General features: G+C 35.3%; 24 protein-coding genes. 12 read left to right on the top strand and 12 right to left on the bottom strand.

Annotated elements, in window-relative coordinates; translation table 11 throughout:
- Positions 1-23: 23 nt before the first annotated feature.
- The 4 genes from lolA1 (K350_RS0123590) to K350_RS0123570 form a co-directional block, all read right to left on the bottom strand.
- Positions 24-668, bottom strand: a complete 645-nt coding sequence (lolA1, locus tag K350_RS0123590; RefSeq protein WP_028982018.1) for an outer membrane lipoprotein periplasmic chaperone LolA1 — start codon at positions 666-668, stop codon at positions 24-26.
- A gap of 18 nt (positions 669-686) precedes the next feature.
- Positions 687-1,331, bottom strand: a complete 645-nt coding sequence (gene lolA1 / locus K350_RS0123585; RefSeq protein ID WP_028982017.1) for an outer membrane lipoprotein periplasmic chaperone LolA1 — start codon at positions 1,329-1,331, stop codon at positions 687-689.
- Positions 1,332-1,351: 20 nt separating this feature from the next.
- The gene (locus K350_RS0123580; protein WP_028982016.1) at positions 1,352-3,874 is read right to left on the bottom strand and encodes an FtsK/SpoIIIE family DNA translocase; all 2,523 of its coding nucleotides are present in this window, start codon (positions 3,872-3,874) and stop codon (positions 1,352-1,354) included.
- Positions 3,875-3,959: 85 nt separating this feature from the next.
- Complete coding sequence (locus K350_RS0123570; RefSeq protein WP_028982015.1) at positions 3,960-4,997, bottom strand: quinone-dependent dihydroorotate dehydrogenase; 1,038 nt, start codon at positions 4,995-4,997, stop codon at positions 3,960-3,962.
- 145 nt (positions 4,998-5,142) lie between these two features.
- Here K350_RS0123570 and K350_RS0123565 point away from each other — a divergent pair, with 145 nt between their 5' ends.
- The 4 genes from K350_RS0123565 (at position 5,143) to K350_RS0123550 (ending at position 8,053) form a co-directional block, all read left to right on the top strand.
- Positions 5,143-5,856: a YqjF family protein gene (locus K350_RS0123565; RefSeq protein WP_028982014.1), complete on the top strand. Its 714-nt coding sequence runs from the start codon at positions 5,143-5,145 to the stop codon at positions 5,854-5,856.
- 77 nt (positions 5,857-5,933) lie between these two features.
- The gene (locus tag K350_RS0123560; protein ID WP_028982013.1) at positions 5,934-6,821 is read left to right on the top strand and encodes a hypothetical protein; all 888 of its coding nucleotides are present in this window, start codon (positions 5,934-5,936) and stop codon (positions 6,819-6,821) included.
- 350 nt (positions 6,822-7,171) lie between these two features.
- The gene (locus K350_RS31630) at positions 7,172-7,606 is read left to right on the top strand and encodes a helix-turn-helix transcriptional regulator (RefSeq protein WP_051313568.1); all 435 of its coding nucleotides are present in this window, start codon (positions 7,172-7,174) and stop codon (positions 7,604-7,606) included.
- Positions 7,607-7,678: 72 nt separating this feature from the next.
- Positions 7,679-8,053 carry a hypothetical protein gene (locus K350_RS0123550; RefSeq protein ID WP_028982012.1) on the top strand — a complete coding sequence of 125 codons (375 nt, stop codon included), beginning with the start codon at positions 7,679-7,681 and terminating at the stop codon, positions 8,051-8,053.
- Between the two features lie 51 nt (positions 8,054-8,104).
- On the opposite strand, the gene xerD is transcribed toward K350_RS0123550, so the two are convergent.
- Positions 8,105-9,004 (bottom strand): site-specific tyrosine recombinase XerD, encoded by a 900-nt coding sequence (xerD, locus tag K350_RS0123545; RefSeq protein WP_028982011.1) that lies wholly within the window; start codon positions 9,002-9,004, stop codon positions 8,105-8,107.
- A 29-nt stretch (positions 9,005-9,033) separates the two neighbouring features.
- Between xerD and K350_RS0123540 the strand changes: the two genes are divergently transcribed.
- The 4 genes from K350_RS0123540 to K350_RS0123525 all read left to right on the top strand — a co-directional run bounded on the left by K350_RS0123540 (position 9,034) and on the right by K350_RS0123525 (position 11,727).
- Positions 9,034-9,459, top strand: a complete 426-nt coding sequence (locus tag K350_RS0123540) for a type II 3-dehydroquinate dehydratase (RefSeq protein ID WP_028982010.1) — start codon at positions 9,034-9,036, stop codon at positions 9,457-9,459.
- Positions 9,459-10,520, top strand: a complete 1,062-nt coding sequence (locus K350_RS0123535; RefSeq protein ID WP_028982009.1) for an aminotransferase class V-fold PLP-dependent enzyme — start codon at positions 9,459-9,461, stop codon at positions 10,518-10,520. The genes K350_RS0123540 and K350_RS0123535 overlap by 1 nt, the downstream gene beginning before the upstream one ends.
- 2 nt (positions 10,521-10,522) lie before the next feature.
- Positions 10,523-10,996, top strand: coding sequence for a ribonuclease HI (gene rnhA / locus K350_RS0123530; protein WP_028982008.1), 474 nt, complete (start codon positions 10,523-10,525; stop codon positions 10,994-10,996).
- Between the two features lie 77 nt (positions 10,997-11,073).
- On the top strand, positions 11,074-11,727 hold the full coding sequence (locus tag K350_RS0123525) for a tRNA1(Val) (adenine(37)-N6)-methyltransferase (protein ID WP_156027166.1): 654 nt from the start codon (positions 11,074-11,076) through the stop codon (positions 11,725-11,727).
- An 8-nt stretch (positions 11,728-11,735) separates the two neighbouring features.
- On the opposite strand, the gene K350_RS0123520 is transcribed toward K350_RS0123525, so the two are convergent.
- Entirely contained in the window at positions 11,736-13,064 is a 1,329-nt protein-coding gene (locus K350_RS0123520; RefSeq protein WP_028982006.1) for a saccharopine dehydrogenase family protein, read from the bottom strand.
- Positions 13,065-13,420: 356 nt separating this feature from the next.
- Between K350_RS0123520 and K350_RS0123510 the strand changes: the two genes are divergently transcribed.
- The 4 genes from K350_RS0123510 to K350_RS0123490 all read left to right on the top strand — a co-directional run bounded on the left by K350_RS0123510 (position 13,421) and on the right by K350_RS0123490 (position 17,435).
- On the top strand, positions 13,421-14,068 hold the full coding sequence (locus K350_RS0123510; protein ID WP_028982004.1) for an alpha/beta hydrolase: 648 nt from the start codon (positions 13,421-13,423) through the stop codon (positions 14,066-14,068).
- A 327-nt stretch (positions 14,069-14,395) separates the two neighbouring features.
- On the top strand, positions 14,396-15,238 hold the full coding sequence (locus K350_RS31625; protein WP_051313566.1) for a hypothetical protein: 843 nt from the start codon (positions 14,396-14,398) through the stop codon (positions 15,236-15,238).
- Positions 15,239-15,243: 5 nt separating this feature from the next.
- A complete protein-coding gene (locus tag K350_RS0123500; RefSeq protein WP_028982003.1) occupies positions 15,244-16,902 on the top strand; it encodes a zinc-dependent metalloprotease in 1,659 nt (552 codons plus the stop codon).
- Between the two features lie 269 nt (positions 16,903-17,171).
- Complete coding sequence (locus K350_RS0123490) at positions 17,172-17,435, top strand: alpha/beta hydrolase (protein WP_028982002.1); 264 nt, start codon at positions 17,172-17,174, stop codon at positions 17,433-17,435.
- A 57-nt stretch (positions 17,436-17,492) separates the two neighbouring features.
- Here the strand turns inward: K350_RS0123490 and K350_RS0123485 are convergent, their stop codons facing one another.
- The 6 genes from K350_RS0123485 to K350_RS0123460 form a co-directional block, all read right to left on the bottom strand.
- Positions 17,493-18,437, bottom strand: coding sequence for a T9SS type A sorting domain-containing protein (locus K350_RS0123485; protein WP_028982001.1), 945 nt, complete (start codon positions 18,435-18,437; stop codon positions 17,493-17,495).
- 219 nt (positions 18,438-18,656) lie between these two features.
- A complete protein-coding gene (porT, locus tag K350_RS0123480) occupies positions 18,657-19,379 on the bottom strand; it encodes a type IX secretion/gliding motility protein PorT/SprT (RefSeq protein WP_051313565.1) in 723 nt (240 codons plus the stop codon).
- Complete coding sequence (gene ubiE / locus K350_RS0123475) at positions 19,325-20,053, bottom strand: bifunctional demethylmenaquinone methyltransferase/2-methoxy-6-polyprenyl-1,4-benzoquinol methylase UbiE (protein ID WP_028981999.1); 729 nt, start codon at positions 20,051-20,053, stop codon at positions 19,325-19,327. Before ubiE ends, porT begins: the two co-directional genes overlap by 55 nt.
- Before the next feature lie 76 nt (positions 20,054-20,129).
- Entirely contained in the window at positions 20,130-22,394 is a 2,265-nt protein-coding gene (locus K350_RS30125; RefSeq protein WP_051313563.1) for an OmpA family protein, read from the bottom strand.
- Between the two features lie 32 nt (positions 22,395-22,426).
- Positions 22,427-24,415 (bottom strand): OmpA family protein, encoded by a 1,989-nt coding sequence (locus K350_RS0123465; protein ID WP_028981998.1) that lies wholly within the window; start codon positions 24,413-24,415, stop codon positions 22,427-22,429.
- Between the two features lie 60 nt (positions 24,416-24,475).
- A complete protein-coding gene (locus K350_RS0123460) occupies positions 24,476-26,467 on the bottom strand; it encodes an OmpA family protein (protein ID WP_028981997.1) in 1,992 nt (663 codons plus the stop codon).
- Positions 26,468-26,630: the final 163 nt, after the last annotated feature.

Here is a 26,630-nt window from a genome sequence, read left to right as displayed (position 1 = left end):
CTTCTTTTATATTTTAAAATCAATTATCTTAAATCGACCACTTCTACATTTTTATATTTTGATTTGTCAAATAAAAACAATGACTCGTCTACTTTAAAATCAGGGAAAAAGTTTTTTACAGTGTAAAGGTATCTGTTACCGTTCTTTTCAAATATTTTCCAGCTTCTTATGGTCTTGTCCTTTTTGTTAATCTCCAATCTGACTTTAAAGAACTGATTGTTCTTATCTTCAGGAATGAGATCAATAACTTCGTAGACTTTTCCTCCTTCTTGTTTTTCTTCCAGGAAAGCATATTTGTACCCTTTCTTGTAAATGCTGTAGATTCTTGAAGGAGTGATATCCTCCTCGCCAGGTTCATAATTTGTGATATTCACTTCATTGGATTCTTTAAGATAGGTCCAAACGGTAGTACCGTTATTAATGATTTCCTGACCACTTAATTTCAGGTTAAATTTGGGCCCCTGAACTATAATTTCTCCTTCAGAGGTTTCATTGATTCCCGCAGTGGGACTTTCCAATGAATAGGTAAACTTTGCCTTAAAGGATTTTATTTGTTGATATTTTTTACTTACAGCGTCAAGCGTTGCGGCGGCTTTAGGATCCTGTTGAGCATAAACTGCTCGGAAACTTAAACAAATTGCTAAAAGCCCCAGGGCGATTTTTTTCATTGTCTGTTTTTTGACTCTCTATCTTAATTCAATCACTTCAACGCCTTTATGTTTTGAAACATCAAAACTAAAATAGTTGTCTTCCACTTTATAATCTGGAATAAATTCTTTTACCGTATAATAATACTTGTTTCCGTTTTTCTCAAATATTTTCCAGCTTTTCAGAGTTTTATCTTTCTTATTTATTTCCATTCTAACTTTGAAAATCTGAGGCTTTCTGTCTTCAGGAATCAGGTCTACGACTTCGTAAGTCTTGCCATTCTCGTTTTTTTCTTCCAAGAAGGTATATTTATAGCCTTTTTTATACATAGTATAGATCTTCGTCGGACTCATATCATTTTCATCCGGCTCATAATTTGAAACATTTACCTCGTTGGCATCCTTAATATATGTCCAAACGGTCGAGCCATTATTAATAATCTCCTGGCCATCAAGTTTTAATGTAAACTTAGAACCTTTTACAACAATTTCTCCTTCAGCAGTTTCTTTTACATTATTAGGCGCTTCCAATGTATAGACAAATTTTGCCTTAAATGCAGGCATGCTTTTATACTTCGAACTCATTGCATCCAGTATCGCTGCTGCTTTAGGATCATACTGAGCAAAAGATGCTTTTGAAAGACTAACCAAAAGGATTATTAAAATGCTTGCAATTTTTCTCATTTAAATAAAATTTCGTATTCCTATTTTTTCTTATCTAACTCATTCAATAATTGTTCCAAACTATATTCGTCGGTTACAAGCACCTCTCTGGCTTTACTTCCTTCGAACGGACCAACAACTCCTGCAGATTCCAACTGATCTATCAAACGACCTGCTCTATTGTATCCCAGTTTTAATCTTCTTTGTAATAGTGAAGTACTTCCCTGCTGGTGTGTAACAATAATCCGGGCTGCTTCTTCAAAAAGACTGTCTCTTTCTGCAAAATTGAATTCTCCCTTATCGCCTCCCTCTCCTTCTTCATCGACATACTCAGGAAGCATATATGCTGAATCATATCCCCTTTGATTTCCAATAAATTCGCAGACTTTTTCAACTTCCGGAGTATCTATAAAAGCACATTGAACACGAATTAGTTCAGATCCCATTGAAAATAGCATATCCCCTTGCCCAATAAGCTGCTCGGCGCCTCCAGCATCCAAAATTGTTCTTGAATCTATTTTAGAAGTTACTTTAAAAGATAATCTGGCCGGGAAGTTTGCTTTTATTATACCCGTGATTACATTGACAGATGGTCTCTGTGTTGCAACAACCAGGTGTATACCAATGGCACGGGCAAGCTGAGCAAGACGGGCTATTGGAGTTTCCACCTCTTTTCCTGCTGTCATCATTAAGTCAGCAAGCTCATCTATAACAAGCACGATATATGGCATAAAGCGGTGTCCTTTATTCGGATTAAGCTTACGCTCAACAAATTTCTTATTATACTCTTTTAAATTTCTGCAATTGGCATCTTTGAGAAGATCGTAACGCATATCCATTTCCATACATAGGGAATTAAGAGTATGTATTACCTTTTTTGTATCAGTTATAATTGCATCCTGAGTATCAGGAAGTTTTGCCAGAAAATGTCTTTCTATTTTATTAAAAAGTGAAAGCTCTACTTTTTTAGGATCGACCAATACAAATTTTAACTGAGATGGGTGCTTCTTATAGATCAATGAAGCCAGCAACACGTTTAAGCCGACAGATTTACCTTGTCCTGTAGCTCCAGCCATCAGTAAGTGCGGCATTTTAGCAAGGTCACCGACAAACACTTCATTGGAAATGGTCTTACCAAACACAACAGGAAGATCTTTATCACTCTTTAGAAACTTTTCTGTAGATAGCACAGAACGAATAGAAACTGTTTCCTTATTGCTGTTTGGTACCTCAATACCTATCGTGCCTTTTCCGGGAATAGGTGCTATGATCCTTATACCAAGGGCTGCAAGGCTCAATGCAATATCATCTTCAAGGTTTTTTATTTTCGAAATCCTAATACCAGCATCCGGAACAATCTCATACAATGTAACAGTCGGTCCAATGGTCGCTTTGATGTTGCTGATACCAATATTGTAATGAGAAAGCGTTTCTACAATTTTATCTTTGTTTGCTTCCAGTTCTTCTTTACTAACTTGAATTTTGGCTCCTTCATATTCGTTAAGTAAGTCAAGAGTAGGGTATTTATATGAAGATAAATCAAGTGTAGGATCATAATTCTCAGCAATACCTTCTTCTATAATTTCTTCTTCCGGTGCTTTAGCAACCATCAAGCCTATCCCTCCTTCTTCATTAGAAGGTATGTATTCATGAACCTCTTCTTCCTCCCCGGAATTTTCATCATATTCATATTCTTCCTCAATACCATCTTCTTCGCCAACTTCTTCTTCATATTCTTCTTCCTCATATTCTTGCCCCTCAGCTGGAACTTCTTCCCCTACTTCTTCTTCTAAAGCTTCTTCAGCTGTCTCCTCTTGTTCATCCACAACCTTCACAAGCCAATCTTCATCTGAAATTTCTTCTTCAGTTTCTTCCTCTTCAGAAGCAATTTCTTTCAAATGGTTTTTAGCATCCGCAACATTTTCTGCAATCACCTCTTTAGCCCCCAAAATGGTAGTGATATTAAAATAGAATATGCTGAAAATTACTAAAGTGAGAAGCATCACAAGTGGAGTTCCCCAGCCAATCATGGCGTTTGTGATAAATGCAAGTTCGAAGCCAATCCCCCCGCTCAAAAAACCAAGGACAGATTGGTTATCAATAGCAAATACAAAATAACCGGAGGTAATTGATATCCAGAATATAAAAAAGGTACAGAATATAAATACCCTTCTGAAATTGAAGAGGTCCTGTTGAAAAACCAATTTAAAACCTATCAGGAAAACTAGTGGAATAAACAGAAAGGATGCGATTCCAAACCACTTAAATATAAACCAATATGATAATATTGATCCAAATAACCCCAGCCAGTTTCTGGACTCTAGCCCAGACTCCTGAACATTTGTAGAAAATAACGCCTCTACGACACTTTGATCTTCAGTACCATTAAACAGAAAAGAGATAAAAGCAATGACCAAACAAAGAGAAAATACCAATAAAGTGAATCCTGAAGCAAGCAAAAATCGCCTGTCTTTCAGAAAACCTAAATTAATTTTAGGAAGCCTGCTTCCAGAGCTTTCTTTTTCCTTCTTTTTATTAGGTTTCTTATAGGTATTTTCAGCCATGGTATTTGAAATAATGGATTACAAAATTAAGAATTTTTACCAAAGAATCGGTTTAAAATGTGAGAAGGTCTTACTAATAAAAATCCTATTTTTCTTTGAGTAATTTCTTATTGATTGAACTAACCAGAGCCGGACCTTCATAGATAAAACCTGTATACAACTGTACCAGGGCTGCCCCTGCTCTGAACATATCCATAGCATCTTCAGCAGAATGAATCCCGCCAACTGCAATGACAGGAAAGGTATTTCCTGATTTTTGCACTAAATATTCAACCACTTCTACAGATCTTTTATGTAAAGGCTTTCCGCTTAATCCTCCCAAAGTGCCGATATCATCTATAACTGCCTGCTCGGTTTTAAGACCTGATCTTGAAATAGTAGTGTTTGTAGCTATTATACCTTCAATTTTAACTTCTTTTAAAATAGATATAACATCATCCAGCTGTTCATTGGTAAGGTCTGGAGCTATCTTAAGAAGAATTGGCTTAGGTGAAGACTTTTTTAAGTTTCTTTCCTTCAGAGTTCTCAATAATTGAGTAAGAGGTTCTTTATCCTGAAGTGCTCTTAAGTTAGGTGTATTAGGCGAACTAACATTCACCACAAAATAATCTACATAGTCAAACAGTACTTCAAAACTATATTCATAATCTTTTACTGCATCTTCATTGGAAGTAACTTTATTCTTACCAATGTTTCCTCCTATAATTACTTTTTCCTTCCTATTTTTCAACCTTGCAACTGCTGCCTCTACCCCTTCATTATTAAAGCCCATTCTGTTTATAATAGCTTCATCTTCTCTCAATCTGAATAAACGTGGCTTATCATTACCTGGCTGAGGCTTAGGAGTTAGTGTCCCGATTTCTACAAATCCGAATCCCATGCAGGACAATTCATTAAACAACCTCGCATCCTTATCAAATCCGGCTGCCAGCCCGACCGGATTAGGAAATGTAATGCCAAATACCTTACGCTCAAGTCTTTTATCTTTTACCCGATAAAGTAACTTGAACAACAGTGATATGCCTGGAATTTTAAAGAAAAAACGAACAAGATCGAATGTCAGATGGTGAACTTTTTCAGGATCGATTTGAAAAAGGAGCGGGCGTAGAATTTTTTTATACAAAACTATTTTGCTTTTTTCTATCAAATTTAGGTCAGAGAAAGGGATTATAAAAGCAAGCTTAACAGGTTCATAAAACTTTTTTAGAAAAGACTGGAAAAAGGATTTTTTATCACTAATTTATTGTGGGTTCTGTTCATTTCAACATATGAAAAATATATTTCTGCAAGCTCAGTGGAGAAATCTAATCCTTGCCAATTACGAATTCGATCCTGCTGATTTAAAAAAGTTTCTTCCGCATAAAACTGAGCTAGAGTTCTTTAATAAAAAATGTCTTGTAAGTCTGGTAGGGTTTAAGTTTTGCAATACAAAAGTCAAAGGATTAAAAATTCCATTTCACACAGATTTTGAGGAAGTAAACCTGAGGTTTTATGTAAAATATAAGTCGCAGGATGGTCAATGGAAGCGAGGTGTTGTATTCATAAAAGAGATCGTTCCAAAGCCCGCTATTACGCTTGTTGCCAATACACTTTACAATGAAAACTATGAAACAATGCCCATGAGGCATTTGTGGAAAAATGGAAACAAGTTTGAAGTAGCATACGAATGGAAATTTCAAAACTCCTGGAATCGGTTAAAAGTAAGTGCTGATAACCAAACTACAACCTTTGCTCCAGGCTCGGAAGAGGAATTTATAACTGAACATTATTGGGGCTATACAAAGATTAAAGAGAATAAAACCGCTGAATATGGAGTGGAGCATCCCAGGTGGAATGTATTCCCGGTGGAATCCTATGAAATTGAAGTTAATTGCAAAGAAATTTATGGCAATGAGTTTGCTTGCCTAGGTAATCAAGTACCTAACAGCGTTTTTCTTGCTGAAGGTTCGGAAATCTCTGTGCTTAATGGTAATCAAATTTAGCTTACTGATGTGGTCCTTTATATTTAATAATTATATATATATATTGCTGCTTCATTTTTATCTCTGAAGTTGAGTATATGAATCATTGTATTGTTTATCAGGCCTACGGCCATAAAAGTGTATTAAATGAATTGATTTATTCCATTTATACATTGATCAGACAATATGATGGCCAGCAACCTCCTTATAGAATCATCATCTACACAGATAACATTCAGTATCTGAAAGAATTCCTACCAGAATACACTGAATACAAAGAAATTAACAGACCTCTAATCGATAAGTGGAGTGGCCCGAATAAATTTGTACACAGAGTAAAAATTGAAATGCTGAAAGATGTATTCATGTATAATCAATGTTCATCATTACTTTATGCAGATACAGATACAACGTTTCTTTCTAAATCAGACGAGCTGTTTGCTCAGATAGATTCCGGAAATTTTGTAATGCACAGAAAAGAAGGCTTGATTGATTCAGGTTCGAATATCATTTTTAAGAAGCTTAAAAGAATTCTCAACGATCAAAATCTTCAGAGCAAAACTCCCCTCCCGTCTAAGACTGATATGTATAATGCCGGAGTTTTAGGCATCCCATTTTCATTGAAGCATGTCGTGGATGAAGTTTTGGAACAGACAGATATCTTATATGATCATGCAAGGAATCATTGTATGGAACAACTGTCTTTTTCTTATAAACTGAATCAACATTCAAAAGAAAAAATCATTGAGGCGGAATCAGACATTTTCCATTATTGGAATTTTAAGGAATTCAGAGCGGTGCTTGATAACTTTTTTACTTATTATTCTGGCAAACCTTATCAATTTATATTAACTAAAATTGATATCATAAATCCTAAAATGCTTATAAAGCCTAAAATGCATTATGAAAGTCTTAGCTTTTTTCCTAAGACCATCCAAAAACTTAAAAAGAAGAGGTGGATCATGCCTGTTTATACTCTTGATTGATCTCTCGATTGTATTTTTTTTATTTTTTTTGACAACTCAGTTATATTTTTTATTAAAAAATTGTTAAATTTTATACAAAATACACTAAAGTATTACATACGTTAGTTATTTTAGCAAACTGCAATTCATCATTTCTAGGGGTATTTATAAATTCCGTTGTTTATCAGGTAAAACCAACGGAGTTCATTTCGTAACTAATTAAAAAATAGGGGAAAACCCTCAAAAAAACTGAGGTTAGAAAATTTTAATCTCCTATTATTTTACTTTATATTCAAAAAAATAATAAAAACTTAAAATTTTTTGATACAGGGATTTGTACAAGAAATTATTTAATTAATAAAATTTGCTAAATGGCAAAACATATTGGAAAATTGATTCTTTCGAGACTTGCTGAGCTTGGAATGAATAAGAGCGAATTCGCAAGGCGAATAAACAAATCGCGACAGAATGTGCAGGATATATTTAAGAGAGAAAGTGTGGACACAGATCTTCTCCTGCAAATTTCAAAGGTATTAAACTTCAACTTCTTCACTTTACTTGCAGCAAATGAGGAGCTTGCAAAAGCAGAAGTACATGAAGACGGAGTAATGTACAAGAAAAAGCAAAAAGGGGATAAGGTAAATGGTGGTTCTGAAGACATTAAAAAGCAATTGGACATTGCCCGGAGGGAGATCTCATATCTTGAAAAAATTAACACATTATTAGAGAATAAGATTGGTAAAAAATCAGCTAAGCCTGCCTTAAAAGTATCCGCTAAAAAAACTGCCAAAAAGGTTAGAAAATAGGAACTTACGGAAATTCTCTTATTGAAATATATTTCTTGAAAACATTGTGAATCGCTTCTCTATTATTTTAATATGAGAAGACAGGAGAATATTGAAAACCTCAGAGCGATTCAGGATCAGATTCATGAAAATATGTTTTCAATACTGGTAAAATCCAAGGTGATTTCCCATTTGAGCTCTACAATAAAGACGCAAAAGCCATTATTTCAGTTTACCACATTGTATGATTTGGTAAGAGAAAAAATGCCTACTCACGCGGATAATTTTCTTCAGGCATTTCACAATTTATTAAAAGCTAATTTCCTCTATCTATTAGTGGTAGACAGGGATTCGCATCAGGTTCAGTTTATGCTGAAATCTGACTATAATGAATTACATCTTGTAGAAAAGATGTCTTTCTCTATAGTTCCTATGGAAATAGTTTTAAGTATGCAATGTCTCAACTAATAATTATAACTGCTTTCCTGCAAACAAATCTTTGCGTTAGTCTTTGGGTGGTTAACTTCTAGGGTGAAAATCTTTAATAATTTGTTTTAGATAATCTCTGTCCAGGTGGGTATAAATCTCTGTAGTTGTGATGGACTCATGACCGAGCATTTCCTGGACTGCTCTTAAATCGGCCCCCCCTTCAATCAAATGGGTTGCGAAAGAATGTCTGAAAGTATGGGGACTAATACTTTTTTTCATTCCTAAATCTTTCGCCAGTTTTTTTATAATGGTAAATACCATTACTCTGGTAAGGCCTGCTCCTCTCCTGTTTAAAAATACATGGTTTTCTGAACCCGGTTTAGCTACCAGGTGGCAGCGTACCTCTTTTACATAAATATTGATGAATTTTAACGCCTCTCTGCCTACTGGCACCAGTCTTTCCTTGCTTCCTTTACCTATTACCCTTAAAAAACCCTGATCTGCATATACATTATTAAGCCGGAGCTCTACAAGCTCAGAAACTCTAAGACCTGAGCTGTACAAAGTCTCCAGCATTGCTCGATTTCTTGTTCCTTCCATGGTTGACATATCGATAGAATTAAGTAATTCTTCTATCTCCGGAAAGCTCAATGTATCTGGCAGTTTCCTTCCTAGTTTGGGACTTTCAAGAAGTGCGGATGGATCATTTGTGACAATCTCTTCTATCATCAGAAACCTGTAAAAACCTTTTATTCCTGAAATAATTCTCGCCTGTGAATTAGGAGACATCCCAAGTTCCGAGAGAAAAACAAGGAAGTCTACCAGATCATTATAAGTAAGCCGGGCAGGGTTACATTCCTTATTGGAGATTTCTAAAAACTGTCTTAGTTTTACAACATCATGCACGTACGCATCAATAGAATTTATCGATAACGACTTCTCTAACTTAAGGTAATTTTTAAATTGCTTTAGCAGGAGATCCCAATTCATATTATAAATTTAACAGCAATAAAGGATTCATGAAAATCATTATTATAAACGGACCAAATTTAAATTTGCTAGGCATCCGCGAGACTTCCATATACGGTTCCGAATCATTTGCAGACTATTTTAAAAAATTAACTGCTGAATTTCCTCAAGCTGGATTGGAATATTATCAATCAAATGTTGAAGGAGAAATCATTAATAAACTTCATGAAACTGGATTCTCCTATGACGGAATCGTATTGAATGCAGGCGCTTATACTCATACCTCTATTGCCATCTCTGACGCAATTGCAGGTATTAAAACGCCAGTATATGAGGTACATCTCTCTAATGTATATTCAAGAGAAGATTACAGACATAAAAGTATGCTGGCAAAGAACTGTAAAGGCGTGATTTCTGGTTTTGGAATGGACAGCTATCGTCTTGCTGTTTATCAATTCCTTTCACTCAAAAAATAATGATTACCTTTTATCCCGGACCTTCGAAAATTTACAAACAGGTAAAAGACTTTCTGAATGAAGCTTTTGATTCGGGAATATTAAGTATGAACCACAGAAGTTCCGGATTTATGGAACTTTATAGAGACTGTGCTCAACTGATCAGGAACAAACTTTTGTTGCCGGAAGATTACTTTGTTTATTTTGTTTCTTCCGCGACAGAATGCTGGGAAATTATTGCGCAATCTTTTATCAAAGAACAGTCTTTCCATTTATACAATGGAGCATTTGGTGAAAAATGGCTGGATACTAACCGTAAATTGGGTCTAAAAACAATTGGCTATAGATTTAATATAAATGAAGTTGTTCATGCTGAAATGTTGAAAGACGGTTTAGTATGTGATTTGATAGCTTTAACCCAAAACGAGACGTCAAATGGAACTCAAATCCGGAATGACCAACTCTCTGAAATCAGATCTTCTTTTCCCGAAAAGCTAATAGCTGTAGATGCAACTTCATCTATGGGTGGTGTCTATCTGGACTTCTCTATTGCTGACATTTGGTATGCTTCAGTACAAAAGTGTTTTGGCCTCCCCTCAGGTCTCGCACTATTGATATGCTCTCCAAAAGCTGTTACCAAAGGTCTGGAGCTTGGCCACAACAAACATTACAACAGCTTTGTGAATCTTCACGAAAATATGCTGAAGTATCAGACAACGCATACGCCTAACATCCTTGATATAGTTTTATTAAAGAAAGTATTGGAATGTGTACCTCCTATCGGCAATATTAATCAAAGAATAAAAATGCAATCAGACGAATGGTATAATTTTCTGCGTGGGTTTCAGTCTGTGAAACCATTGGTAACAGAAAATCAATTGCGTTCAGATACAGTTATAACCGTAAAGGGTGATCCTTCATTTATAAAAAATATAAAAGAGCAGTCGTTAAAAGCCGGCATCACTCTTGGCAATGGCTATGGAACATGGAAATCCGACACTTTCAGGATTGCCAATTTTCCTGCTATTGAAGAACAGGAGATAAGACAATTGAAAACTTTCCTCAAAAACACATTGCGATAAACATGATTGTCATTTATACTGACGGCGCTGCAAAAGGAAATCCTGGACCAGGAGGCTATGGCACTGTGCTTAAATACAAGCAACATAGAAAAGAGCTTTCTGAAGGATTCAGACTTACAACTAACAATAGAATGGAGCTTCTTGCCGTGATAAAAGGACTTGAGGCTTTAAAGGAACCGGGGCAACAGGTAACAATATACTCAGACTCTAAGTATGTTGTTGATGCTGTGGAAAAAGGCTGGATATGGGGTTGGGTAAAAAAGAATTTTAAGGACAAAAAGAATGAAGACCTGTGGCGAAAGTTCATTGAAGTCTACAAGAAACATGAAGTCAAATTTCAATGGGTGAAAGGTCATGCAGGGAATGTAGAAAATGAAATCTGTGACAGACTTGCAGTAAAAAGCGCAGAAGGTCCGAAGCTATTAATTGACGAAGGCTACGAAAGAAGTGCTAACAGCAGGGATAGCTTATTTTAATATAATTTATTTTATTTAAAGTGGGGAATTCTTATTTCAGATTCAAGCAGTTTCAAGTCAACCAGGAGAAAACAGGTATGAAAGTCTGCACCGACTCATGCATTTTCGGTGCTTATATTGATCCTGGTGATGCTAAAAACATACTGGACATAGGAAGCGGTACAGGTTTACTTTCACTAATGCTTGCGCAAAAATCATCTGCAGAAATTGACGCAGTTGAAATAGATGTAGATGCAGCTTTGCAATCCGAAGAAAATTTCAAAAACAGCCAATGGAATAACAGGCTTCACATATTCTCTTCGTCTATTCAAAACTTCAGTGCATCTGCAATGAAGAAATATGATCTCATTGTTTCAAATCCCCCCTTTTTCACCAATCATTTATTATCGCCCAATCCTAAACTAAATAAAGCTATCCACAATACAACCCTTTCTTTGACGGACCTTTCGGAATCTGTTGCTAGTCTTTTGTCATTTCAAGGGAAATTTTATGTTTTACTTCCACCTTATGAGGCCTCTCTATTTGAAGAGATTCTTAAAGAGGTAAAACTTTTTCTTCAACATAGACTTGAGATTAAAGATAAGAGTGAAGGAAAAATAATACGGGTAATTGATTGTTATAGCAGTACACCTGCAACTGCATCTAATAAATCCTTCATTATCAAAAATTCTGAAGGCCAGTACACCTCTGAATTTTCTGACCTGCTTCGTCCCTATTATCTTTTTCTTTAAAGATAGTTTTACAATTCTTTCATTTTAAATTTGATTCCTTCCTGTTCCAATTCCCGAAGGATGGGATAATATAATTCTTTACTTGTAGGTACATGCACTCCGGCAAGTTTGATCTTCCCTTCCATTAAAAGTTTAGCCGCTATACCAAGAGGTAAACCTACAGTTTTGGCCATCGCAGTATTTATCTGATCATCTCCATTTACCACCAAAGAAGAAGATTTACGGAATATTTCACCTCCTATTTTATATTCAAAATAATGAATCATAACGATTCTGTCTTTATCATTTGTTTCCAACTTCCACTTCTCTTCAAGCAGGCTCTGTAGGTGCTGAGCAGGTGTAGCATTTGAAAGTTTGATTTTATTACCCGGATCAAACAAACCAAGCCATTTCATTAGTTGTATCTCATTACTTTGCAGAGGCAAACCAAGGTACTTGATTGTTCTGTCTATTACGCTACCTGTTCCTGCCGGCAAATATGACTCCATCAGATTTGTAAAAGCAGCGTCTGACGGCAGATCAATTGTATATGAATCCTCCGTAAGACCAAGCTGAACAAGGCAATCCCAGGCGCTGCAATACCCTTCTCCCCTGAGTGTACCTCTGATAAAAGTATCTATTCCGCTTAAGCCATAGAGCTCTATATATTTTAACGAATCCCTGTTCAGGTACCCCTCAAACCTTCCGGCATCATCCACTTCAATATTGTCAATTCTTGAAAAAAGACGATGATAGGGGACATATTTATAGATTCCGTTTTCCAGATATTTTACAGTACCTTGTCCGGCAAGGACAACATTGCGCGGGTTCCAGCTTATTTTATAGTGCCACGGATTGGTATCAGATTCAGGAGCAACCAGGCCACCTGTATAGGACTTAAAACTAATAAGTGACCCACCCTCAGCTTTAATTTTATCAATCTCTTCCATTGCAGACATATGATCAATGCCTGGGTCAAGACCACTTTCCATCAGTATTAACAAACCCCTTTCTTTTGCTTCTTTATCAAGCGCTTGTATTTCCTGAGATACATAAGAAGCTGTCATAAACGGAACCGACATATTTAGACATTCCCTGGCCGCAAGGATATGTAGGTGCGGAGGAAGTAGTGATATCACAAGATGATGACTTCCTATCTCCTTTTTCCTCTGCTCTTCATTATTGATATCAAAAATTAAAGAAATGCCAGAGGGATGATTCTTTAATTTCCCATTGATCAGTTTTTCATCAGCATCTGCTACTGTTAACTTCCAGCCATTTGTTGCAGAGACTTTTAAAAGATAAGCGATCAATGCAGAAGATGATCTTCCAGCTCCTAGTACCAATATTTTTTTCATATCTGACAGATTTGCCTAGCTCGGATATACGAGTCTGCTCTAAAAATAGAAAATAAATTTTTATGTTTGGACAGTTAAAAAATTGTCTGAACTGGGATTTGGGGGATTAAATGATAGACAGGATTACTTGAAATGATTGACAGTTTATTCAAGCTCCTTGAAAATATACTTTTTTCTATTAATCATGTTTGAGAATTGACATTGTTTAAACCTATATCAGGAGCAATGTATGATCCTGGATTTAAAGGTTGAGGGTGATGCAGGATTATTTGCAAGATAATCCTGTCGATCCTATTATCCCATAAATCCCAGTTCAGATTAATCTTCAGTTTTTGTTTGGACAGGGAAGGAATTCTATGAAAACGCATTTTCTTAAAGTTGAAAAAACTGCTCGCTATTGTACACTCGGAGAGATGAATGAGCAAACCAAAAGTATCTGGATTGTATGCCATGGTTATGGTCAGCTGGCTCCTTACTTTATTGATAAATTTAAAGCATTGGATGACGGTAAAACTTTGATAGTAGCTCCAGAAGCCTTATCAAGGTTTTATCTTGAAGGTTTCAGCGGAAGAGTTGGTGCAACCTGGATGACTAAAGAAGAGCGTGAAAGAGATATTGAAGATTATGTGGAGTATCTTGAAAAGCTATATATTGAAATAACCCAAGGTTTTCCTGCAAGTCAATTTAAACTTAACATATTAGGCTTTTCACAAGGAGTAGCAACGGTATGCAGATGGGCAGTGGGTAAGAAAAAGAACTTTGACAAGCTGGTCTTATGGGCGGGAATCTTTCCTCCGGATCTGAATACGGATTTTCAGTTTAGCATGGAAACCTTTCAGGAAAGGAATGTTTTTATTGTTTATGGCGACAGAGATCCACTGTTAAAAGAAGAGCATTTAAAGGAAATAGAATTACTTGGCTCTAAGTTTAAGAATTTAAAAGTGATCATTTTTAATGGTAAACATGAGATTAATGAGCAGGTGTTAAAGCAGATAAATATTTAAATATCATTAAACTTTTTTATCTGTGAATCATTAAACTATGTATCTTTTTGCCTAAGCAAAGGTATAAATTTGTATAAACCAACCGACTGTTTCATAAAACCTATTTCTCCAAAAAATCTAACTCTTAAGTTTTAATAATCCACTCCATTCATATCTTGTATTATCATTTTTTTTTACGGAATACAAAAATAAGTTTTACACTATAAATCAACAATTTAACTCACAATGCCTTATTTTTCATCTACAAAAGTAACAATTTAAGCATTAAACATGTGAAAGTTTAGACAAAATACCTAAATTAGTCCTACTAAACCTAAACATCATTTTATGAAAAAAATCTTCAAATCAAGCTTTTTGCTTTTATTTAGTTTATCAAGTCAGTTTGCTTTTAGCCAATGGAGTACAAACAGCAATGACATTTACAACACTAATTACAGCCTTTCTCCGGCAGGAAAAGTTGGCATTGGCTTAATTCCTGTTCAAAATTCTGGAATTAACAAAACTTCTGTTCTTCAAATCAAAGGGATAAGTGGAAATAATATCACAGGTGGTTATGAACCTTCCCCAATTGTATCTATTTCAAGCGATGGACAAACTTCAAAGCTTAATATTGGTATCGGAAGTGGAACTTATGGATCATTTATTTATGCCAACTCTGTACTTAAATTTATCTCCCCAGAAATAAATATTATTGATGGATATTCTACAAGTACATTAGCAAAATTAGGAGTATCTATTTCGCCTGTTGCTGGAAGTTATAATTTCGGAACTTATACTGGATATTTTTTAACTGGGCTTAGTGTAGGGACATCAAATACAATCCCTTCTGGCTATAAATTAGCAGTCGATGGAAAAATTATTTGTGAGGAAATCGATGTTAAAATGTCAGAAGACTGGCCTGACTATGTATTTGACAAAACATACAATTTAAGACCTCTTGATAGCCTAAAGCTTTTTGTAGAGTCGGAGCGCCACCTACCAGAAATCCCATCGGCGAAAGAAGTTGAAAATAATGGAATTTCTTTGGCTGAAATGAGTCGCCTCCAAATGGCCAAAATTGAAGAGCTGACTTTATATCTATTCCAATTAAAAGAAAAGAATGATGAGCTTGAAAAGAAGAATGAAGCTTTAGAAAAATTATACTTGGAATTGAAGAAAAAAATTAATTAATCGGCATGAGAAATTTTATTATTCAAATTCCTAAAAAGCCTTCACTACTATTCATTTTATTATTCTTTGCCATAATAACAAATAGTAGTGCGCAAACCGGCTGTCCTTTACCCTCTTGTGCTTTTCCAAAATATATCAGATTAAATATACACTTTATTCTTAAGGATGATCATACAGGAAATTTCAGAGAAACAGATGATGGCAATGGCAATTCTTCCTACAATGGTTATTTATATGCACAGGATATGATTAGTGCAACAAATACTAAATTAGCTAATAATACTGCTATGATTCTTCCACTAGGAAATACAACCCCTGTATGTTCAACCAATTTTAGATATGAGCTTAAAGGTGTATACTTTCACAATAATAGCTCACTATACGAATTTGATAAAGAATATACTGATGAATTATATAATGAATATAAAGTTAATGTAGCTTCAGAAGTAAATGTTTTTATTACGAATAATCCTACGATAGTGGGAGTAACTGATAGGATGGTAATGGCAGTAGCTTTAGGTGGCCATTGGTATCGATATACTTTAGGATCTGTGGATGTTGGATATAATGAGCTGAATCATGAAATGGGGCATATTCTTGGATTAGAACATACTTGGACTAGCACTAATCCTAACCCTGATGACGGATGTTCTGATACCCCAAATAACAGTAATGAATGGTGCTCTGCAACTGGAAGCAATAACGTAATGGATTATAACTGCGCCGCAAATGCTTATACCCCTTGCCAGTTGAGTAAAATAACAACCAATTTAACCTTACCAGAATTTAAAAAATATGTTGTTCTGCCTAAAATGCACCAGCCTAATTATTGTGCAGGGGAATCTGTTTGGTTATATGGTAATTATCGAACCAATAAACTGGAAAATACCTATTCTATTGAAATTTATGAAACAGACCAAATTAATAGTACCAATATACTTTCCGGATACTGGACTCAAAACTTCACTGGACAGATAGGTGATATTAATTTGTCAACCCTTTATAGTTTTAGTACTGGAACTAATGGAAAATTATATAGGGTAAAACTTTCCTTTGGTACCTCTACTTGTGGAAATTTCTATGATGAAACTTATTACATCTATTATCTTAACTCAAATCCATTATATCTCCAAAACACTACTTTAACATCCAACCAAACATATCAAACCTCAAGCTTTATTGAAGTAGGCAAAGCTGTAAATCTGTCTCAAACTCAAGGAGATTTTGTAGTTCCTTCAGGCAAAAAAGCCTATTTTACAGCAGGAGAATCTATTTCATTTAAGCCAGGTACAAAACTAGCTTCCGGATCATCTTGCAGAGCATTTACAAATCCAGCCTTTAGCTGTGATCCTGGCAGAAGTTTAACCAGAGAGAGTAACTATGTATTTCATGAGGAAGGGAAAAGTCTGGTAAATGAAGCAGCTAATGGGTTTACTTTATATCCCAATCCTGCATCAGATTATGTTTCTGTGTTGTCTCAACAAGAAGGAGATATTCAGATTCAGGTATTTAACAATATGGGAGAAGAAGTTTTAAAAACAGATAAACATGTTGGAAATAATGAAGCTTTCAATATTGATCTTTCAAAATTAAAAGCTGGATCCTATGTATTCATCATAAACTCTAACCAAAGCAAACAATTCAAAAAGGTTGTTAAATACTGATCTCAAAACTCCTTAAGGGAAATAGATTTAAAGTGGCTGTCTCAAAAGGCAGCCACTTTTTTTTCCATTCTTTTTAGATTCATGTTTTTTAGAGTGAGAGCAACCAGCACTATGAGTTCCCAAGATGGCTGCTCTTTCGAACTGATTATCAATCATTAAAATGTGTTGGTCGCTGGTCACAATACCATATGAAAAGTTATCCTGCAAACCAATTTAAACTTCTCATATTGAGCTTTAAACAAAATGTAGCAATGGTATGCAGATAGGCAGTGAGTAAAAAAAACAACTTTGATAAGCTGGTATTTTGGGCCGGTATCTTTCCCCCGGATCTGAATATTGCCTTTCAGTTTAGTATGGAAACCTTTCAGGAAAAGGAAGTTTATATTGTTTATGGTGACAGAGATCCACTTTTAAAAGAAGGGCATATAAAGGAAATTGAATTACTTGGTTCTAAGTTTGAGAATTTAAAAGTGATCATTTTTAATGGAAGACATGAGATTAATGAGCAGGTGTTAAAAGAATTGCAACAATAAAAAAAGCTCCCCGAAAATCGGGGAGCTTTTTTATAATCAGATTTATGTGATCTGAAATTATTTAACCATTAGAAGTTCTGCTTTTGCAGGAGATCCGTTGATGAAGTAATTTACAGTATACATTCCTTTTGCAAGGTTTGAAGTGCTGAAAGATTTGTTAACAGCAACATTGTTTTCGTTAGCGATAACTGCAACTTCTCTACCCATTAGGTCAGAAAGAGTTACTTTAACATCAGAAGACTCTTTTAGAGAAAGCTCGATAGAAGCTGACTCAGTTGCAGGGTTTGGATAAAGTTTAGAAGAAGAGATAGCTCCTTTTGCAGAAGTTGTTGAAAGAACATATGCTCCACCACCGATTTTGAAATCATCAAAAGTAACTGTTCCAACATACTCTTGTCCACCAGCAATTAAGAATACAATTTTAGCAACTTTAGTATAATCAAAGTCTGCCTCTGTATCTACAGTAGGACAATCAGCAGGATATAGCTCAGGAGTACAATTCCAGTTTGCAACAACTCTTGCACCTTCTAAATCAAACGTAAAAGTTTCAGCAGTTGTACCAACATACATAGTTAATTTAGGAGCTCCTCCTTCTGCGTTATTCTGAGCAGCTAATTCAATTTTTGTTCCGTCTAAATCCTCTAACTGAAGATCAACAGTAGTTGCTTCCGTAGCTACTGCATTAAGAGAAAAGATTGGATTTTCAGAGATATCAAGTGTTGTAGGTACTCCACCTGCTTCTTCGCCATTAGAATCACCAAAACCGATTCCGATTACTGAATATTCTCCAGCCGCCTTGTTAACAGCAATTTCTAATGCAGAACCAGTTCTTGTTAAAGTATAGCTATCTGGATATGCATCATCTTTAAACCAGTAAACACCACCATTGATATCTCCAACTTCTTTAACAGTGTTGAAATTATCAGTAGCACCAGTGATAGTTTGTGCTTTCGCAGAAAAAAGACTTGCAACTAAAAGTCCTGAAAGTAATAGTTTTTTCATAGAATTAAGTTTAATTGAATTTTTTTTAGATTAAGTTTAATTTTTTATTATCAAACTATACAAATGTAATAATAAAAGCCTGACAATAACAATAGTTTGAAATAATATTTTAGCTCTTGTATAAATTTTAAATTAGAAAAATTACATATTTCCAGAAGTAATTAAATTTCAGTGTAATAACACCTATTATAGTACAATTTCAAGAATATTTAACATTATTTATTCAAAATTAAGATATAAAGTAACCGTATGAGTAAATACCTTTTTTAAACTTTTACTATAAATATTGTCGTCATGGATCAACATATTCTTTATACCATGAGAGAATCTTAATTCCGGTGAAAATTTAAACAGCGGATAATAAATGTCAAAACCAAATCCATAATCTATTCTCAAATCTGTGTTCTGAACCCGAAGATCCGTTTCTTTCTTTTCTTTTTTCTTTGCCCCTGCCTCTATACCTGGGTTTATCCCTCCGAGTATGTACATTCTGGCATTTTTTCTTCTTTGTGACTTGAATTTCACAAGAAGTGGTAAGTTAATGTACGAAGATTCGGTAATCTGATCTGATTTGTACTTGTTCCTGAATTCATATGCCACATTCCTTGTGTACAGAGAAAAATTAGGTAAAAGTCTTAAATCCCAGTGATCATGCAATTTTAAATTAACAATAAATCCTATTGTTAGGGCTCCGTTATTTCCAGGAGCTGCCTGTGTAATGGAATCCAGCTGAAAATAATAGTCGGAATGTACCACATCAAACTTGGTAAAACCGGCAGCAAGGAAAAATCCATAGTGCAAAAGTTTATCATCATAGTAAGGCAAATTGGTATTTGCCGTAAACTGACCGAAAGACTTGCTCAGGGTGAATAAACAAAAAAATAGAGCTATTGTTTTTTTGCCACGTAAATTGAGGCTATTCCTAAACTTAAAGATTGACATGTTGCTGATTTAAATCCAATTCTGTTTAAAATACCGACAAACTCTTTTCCATAAGGAAACTTCTTAACTGATTCAGGAAGATATGTATACGCAGCCTTGTCTCTTGATACCAGTCTTCCGATGAGAGGAAGAATTTGTTTACTATAAAAAGAATACAATTGTTTAAATGGAAAACTCTCTGGTTGAGAAAATTCCAGTATCATTACTTCGCCTCCCGGTTTCAGCACTCTGAAAATTTCACCAAGACCTTTTTCCAGATTTTCGAAGTTCCTTACACCAAAGGCAACGGTAACAGCGTCAAAATAATTGTCCGGAAATATAATATTTTCCGAATCTCCTTGTTGAAGCAATATTTTACCGGAAAGGCCAAGTTTGGCAATTTTTTCTTTTCCAACAGCAAGCATACCCTCAGAAATATCAATACCGATAATCCTTTCAGGGTCAAGGCTAAGAGCTTCAATAGCCAGATCTCCTGTTCCCGTTGCGATGTCCAGTATCAGTTTGGGTTGATTTGCTTTTAATTTACTGATAGCTTTTTTTCTCCATCTGATATCGATTCCTGCACTTAAAACCCTGTTTAACAGGTCATATTTAGGCGCAATATTATCGAACATCTGAGAAACCTGCTCCTTTTTGCCTTTGCTTAAATCGTCCTTATAAGGTAATACCATCAGTCAAAATTTTGCGCAAAATAAATAAAAAAAGGCTAAACCGAATGGTTTAGCCTTTATAAACTTTTCAGATTGGAATTTACTTCCCCAAAATCCTGATCTCTGTCCTTCTGTTTAGCACCCTCCCCTCCTCTGAATCGTTTGGTGCCAGAGGACTTGCTTCTCCATATCCGACCACTGACAAGTGGCTTTTATCTATGCCATTATTAAGTAGATATTCTTCAACTGATTTAGCTCTTTTTTCTGACAAGATCTGATTGGCAGCATCTTCTCCAAGATTATCAGTATATCCACCTATCTCAATATTTAATGTTGGATTTTCTTTCAAAATACTGATCAACAGGTCAAGCTCGTCTCTGGATACTTCATTCAAATCCCATTTAGCAGTTTCAAAGTGAACATTCCTTAATATAAAGGATGCTCCTACAGCTGCTGAGTTAATGATACTCTTGTCAAATTCCATGGTAGGTGTACCTTTAAAATTGCTTTCAAGACCGACAATACTGCCATCTGTAAAACCATCAACCACTTCCAGCTGTGTCGCAGACACACCTCTGCCTTTCAAGTATTCAGAAACGCTCTTACTTCTTTCTTGGGCGAGCGTAGGGTTTTCATTAGTTTGTACAGATCCTTTTATTTTAAGTTTTGCCTCAGGATTTTTCTTTAAGATCTCTGCTGCCTTGTCCAGTTCATTTTGATTTAGGGTACTTAAAACTGATTTCCCTGTTTCAAAATGTATGTCTCTTAAAAGAAATTTTCCAGAGTAAAACTTCTCAGGCAATTTAATAGCTACCTCAGAATCTTTCTGAATAAATGGAATGACGAAATCCCTGGTTATTGTCATGTTTTCATCTGCAGTAAAAGGAATATCCAACTCTTGAGTCAGTAATGTATCCTTTCCGTCAATAAGCTTTATTCTATATGAATTATACGCTGTAAGTGTTGCTGAATATCTGCCATCCTGAGTATTTGTAGATTCATTTACAGGTTTGGTTGTATTTCTTGTGGAGACAAATAAAATCTGAAGGTTATTTACTTTTTTGCCTGTCCGATCTTCTGTAACGGTACCATTGATTTTTACTGATGGTATATATGAAATTTCATAGATATCCTTTTCTCCAAATCCACCTTCGCGGTATGAGGATATGTATGACTTCTTAGATATGGATGAAAGATAAAAGTACACATCATCATCCGGTGTATTGATCGGATAGCCCATATTTTCCGGTTCAGACCATTTACCGCTATCACCAAGTACAGATTTGAATACATCATACCCTCCCATGTTTTTATGCCCTCTGGAACTAAAATAAAGAGTCTTTCCATCAGGTGTAATAAAAGGAGCATCCTCATCTTCATCACTGTTGATTCCACCCCTGAGTTCAGCGGGGTCGCCCCATGAACCGTCCGCATTTTTCTTTACATAGTAAATATCAAGATCTCCATTTCTTTTGTAGTGGTTGGTAGCAAAGTAGGCAGTTTTACCATCGGCAGAAATGAATGCATCTGCTTCAAAATCTCTGGAATTAATCCCTGCAAAAGGTTTGAGATCTCCCCATTTGTCTCCATTTCTTTCAGTATAATAGATATCTCCACCTTTTGTAAATTTATACACAAGCAGCTTGGTATCATTATCAAACAGCTGAATCGAAGCATCATGTCCACCTGAATTCAGCTGAATTTTCTGAGGTTCAGACCATTTACCTCCATCAAGTTTCTTTGACTGAAAGATATCTTCAAAAGGTTCACCATCCAGATCTTCTTTACTAGTTTCATTTGACCTTCTTGAGGTAAATAAAAGTAATTTGTCATCCATTGAGGTAACAGGGCTGTGCTCCGAATAGGAGCTATTAATAACAGGGCCCAAATTTGAAACCAGATAATTCTGGTTATTTTTTACAAATTCTTTCGCTGTATTTACCTGATTGATATATTTTGCAAGATCTTTCTGACGGAGATCTTTTTTTGATAGATTGGACTGGTAAATGTTATATTGTTCAAGAGCTTTATCAAACATGTAGTTTTGATGATATACTCTCCCCATCCAGAAATGAATATGTTTATCTACCGTAGAATCCAAAGCATAAACTTTTTCTATGTATGTCAGCGCTTTTTCTTTGGAATATCTGTGCAAATAACAGACAGCTGCACCAAACAATGCTTTAGTATTTTTAGGCTCTTTAGTCAGAATCTTTTCAAAAAAAGGCAAAGCATTTCTGTAATGTTCTTGCTTCAAAAGGCGATTCCCTTCCCTCAAATCATCCGAGACATCCTGACTATTTGCCTGAGCAAAGAGCCCAAGAGCCATTACCAGAATTAAAAAAAATCTGACATTCAACTTCATAGTATTATTTACTCTTATAAATTACGGTATTATTACTTATCTATGATTACAAACTCTGTTCTTCTGCTTATTTCTTCTTGCTTTACAGGCTGACCATTATTGACAGATGTGCTTTCACCATATCCTTTTGCTATCAGTCGCTTTTTAGAGATACCTCTTGATACCAGATAGTTCAACACTGCCTCTGCTCTTTTCTGAGATAAATTCTGATTATACTCCTTCTCTCCTTTACTATCTGTATACCCACCAATTTCTATCCTTACAGAAGGATTGTCATTCAAAAGTATAATTAAATTTTCCAGATCTGTTTTAGATTCAGGTTTTAATTCAGATTTATCAAAATCAAAATAAATATTTCTGAGGACAAATCTTTCACCCAAATTCAGTTTTTTCAAATTTATATCATTCACCTGACTATTGACTCCTTTCCTGTCTTTAGATATTTCAACATCTTTCAAAAAAGGACCATAACCTTTTGCATAAGCTGTAAGCAAATAAGTATTTACAGAATCAACCATTATTTTAAAATGATAATCTCCATCTGGCTTACTGGTTATTTCATTGATAACATTCCCTTTATTATCTTTTAACTGCACCAATGCATTGGATATTGGTTTACTGGTTCCAGGATCCATTACCTTTCCGGAAAATGTATAAGATTGGGGCTTGACAACAGATTGATTTGATAAATATTTCTTTTCCCTAATCATTTGTAATCTTGCCTGAAGGTCCTGAAAGTCGGATCTTGGAGGCATTGAGATTCGGTAAATGTCTTTGTCTCCATAGCCTCCTGCTTTTACCGATGCATAATATCCATGTCTGCCATCTCCGGATAGGATAAAGTAAAGATCATTATCAGCTGAGTTTATTGGGTATCCGAGATTTTCAGGTATTGACCATTTTTTCGATTCTTCACTGAAAACTGATTTGAATATATCAAAACCACCCATACCCTTATGTGATCGTGAGCTGAAATAAAGTGTCTTTCCATCCAGATCCATAAAAGGACTTTCTTCATCTGCGTCTGTGTTAATGGGAAGACCAAGATTAGAGGGCTTACTCCAACTTCCATTATCTTGTTTTTCTACCACCCAAATATCATTTCCCCCTGCTCCCCCTTCGCGATTGCTTGCAAAGAAGAATTTCTTTCCATCAAAAGAAAGACAAGCTCCATTCTCAAAATATTTTGCAGAATTTACTTCACTTCCTACAGAAACAGGTTTTGACCATTTGTGCTCTTCAGAAAAACTGCAAGCATAGATATCTCCGTTTCCATTATCTTTATAAATAAATAATTGATTTCCGTCAGGAGAGATTCCTACAGAGGCCTCGTGTGAGCTGGAATTTACCGGAAAACCTAAATTTTGAGGTGTACTCCAGCCTCCTTCTGTTTTTTTGCTAGAATACAAATCCTCGAAATACATTCCCGACTGATCCATTGTGCCGCCAGTAGAACCTTGTCGTCTTGAAGTAAATATAAGGAGAGAATCATCCGCTGAAATAACAGGAGCATATTCGGGGAAGGACGAATTGATAACTGGTCCTAAATTATCAATTTTCACAGGAACAGGATTTGAGATAAACTCGAGTCCATTCTTGCATTCATAAATTCTGCGGTCAACTTTTTTGATCTCTTCTTTATCTGCTATAGAAGCCTTATAATTCTGATAATTTTCTATTGCCTTTTCAAAATTGTGATTGAGCTGATTGGCAATTCCAAGATATTTATTGATTTGGTAATCAGAAGAAAGTCCCAATACTGACGCCTTTTCCAGATAAGGCAATGCCTTAAACTTAAAATTGCTTTCCAGATATAAGATTCCGATTTTATAATTGACCTCAGACTTATTGGGATTTATTTCCCAAGCTTTGAGATATAATTCGAGTGCTTTATTCCTATCTTTTTGAACCAATGCGGCTTCTGCTTCTTTAATAAGTTTTTTCTCTCCCTGAGCTTGCACTGAAATGCTTGCCATCAAAGAGAATAAAAGACATATTATAAAAAAAACAAGCTTTTTCATTTCATCTTATATACTTATCCTGCCTAAATAGTAAATGCAAGATAGGTAATTAAAACCTAATCAGTTTCCGATGATTTCAAATTCTGTTCTTCTGTTGAGCTGACGGCCTTCCTCGGTGTCATTGGTTTCCATTGGCCTGTCAAATCCATATCCGGCATATTTCAATCTTGCAGGATCAATTCCCTTTTTGATAAGATAGTCTACCACAGCTTGTGCTCTTTTTTGGGAAAGATTTTTGTTATAATCTGCAGAGCCTTTATTATCAGTGTGTCCAGAGATTTCTATTTTTAAATTGGGCACTTGAACAAGTAAATCATACAATCTTTCTAATTCAGCAGTTGAAGCTGGTCTTAAAGTTGCTTTATCAAAATCAAAAAATATGTTTCTTAAGACGATCTTTGTTCCAACAGCAACCTTCTTGAGTTCCACATCCTTCACAATTTCCTGATAGTTTGTACTTGCCGGTATATCAAAATTTTCAGAATGGAATAAATAGTCTTTCTTTTCAACTGCAATTCCATAGTTCTTTCCTGAAGGAAGAATAACAAGATAGCCGCCAGTTAGACTATTGGTCGTTACTTCATGAATAACTTCATTTTTTTCATTATCAATGATCAACAATTTACTTTCAAGTGGGGCTTTGGTGAGTGCATCTGTAACTGTGCCTTTTAAAATGGTAATCGGGTTAAAAGCTTCTACTTTTGCTATTGGTACAAGTTTTTTCTTTCCTGGCTCTTTATTCTCAGTAACGCTTTTTCCTGAAACATCCGCAAGTGCCTCAGGTTTTGGCATGCTAATCATATATACATCTGTCTCTCCTTCACCACCTTCTCTTTCACTTGCATAGTAACCATGTTTATTGTCTGCTGAAAGCACAAAGTATATATCGTCGTCAGCAGTATTGATAGGATAACCCAGGTTTTCGGGAGCAGACCATGTTCCATCCGTTTTCAGAGTGGATTTATATATGTCATACCAGCCCATGCCAGCGTGACCTTTTGAGCTAAAATAAAGAGTCTTTCCATCAGGGTGGATAAAAGGAGCATCATCGTCATATTCAGTGTTGATGGTCTTTCCCAAATTTACAGCTACTCCCCACTTTCCTTTTTTATCCTTTTTGCTCATGTATATATCAAGACCTCCCAATCCACCTTCTCTATCACTTGTGAAATAAATAGTATTGCCATCTGCAGTCATAGATATCGATTTTTCATCCGCTTTGGTATTGATGTTTTTACCAAGATCCTGAGGTTTAGACCATTTACCTTCTTGCAATGTAGATAAGAATATATCTCCCTTACTATCATCACTATCTCTGTATACAAATATCTGACTTCCGTCCGGAGAGATCGCTATACTGGCATCGTGCACTTCAGAATTGATTGGTTTTCCAATATTCTGAGGAGCAGTCCATTGACCGTTTTTATTATAGGAAATATAGATGTCTTCAAAAAGTAATCCTTGTTCATCAAGAGCTTCTCCAGTCCCCCCTTCCCTTCTGCTGGTAAATACGAGTACAGATTCATCAGCAGATATGACAGGGCCATGGTCTATAAACTTGGTATTAATTACCGGTCCCATGTTTTCAATCTTAGCTTTAACTGGATTTTTAACATAAACAGCACCGTTTTCGCATTCGAAAATTTTCCTATCCGTTTTTTTGATCTCTTCTAAATCCTTCTTATCAATTTTTGCTTTGTAATCCTGAAAATATTTTAATGCTTCTTCAAACCGGTGATTGTATTGATATGATTTACCCAAAAGTTGAAGGATTTTAGGGTCAATATCAGGATTTACTTCATAGGCTTTTGTCAGATAAGGCAGAGATTTGGTGTGGTGAATAGTATTCAAATAAGAAACTCCAAGCTTAAAATTGGCTTCTGCATTATTTTTTTCGAGATCAAGCACCTCAAGGTAAGCAGCAATTGCTTCCTTATATTTGTGTTCATCGTAGTAATAATTAGCCTTTTTTAGAGATTTTTTGATATTAGGTTGAGCCATTCCGGCAAAGGAACAAATCAGAAACAGGACCAGGAGATACGATTTTCTCATATTTGATAAACTTAAGCGTGGATCAGGCAGGATAATAACGAAGTGATTTAGAATATATGAGAGTTCTCTATCACTACTTCTTAATTTGATAATATTTTTTCTACCTTAAAGTCAATTTAAAATATTTTTTTCAATCAAGAACTATTTTGAGAAATTATTCCAA

The sequence above is a fragment of the Sporocytophaga myxococcoides DSM 11118 genome (genome assembly GCF_000426725.1).
GTDB classification, from domain to species: domain Bacteria; phylum Bacteroidota; class Bacteroidia; order Cytophagales; family Cytophagaceae; genus Sporocytophaga; species Sporocytophaga myxococcoides.
Note: the sequence above shows the minus strand (reverse complement) of the source record. Positions and strands in the feature narration are given on the sequence as shown.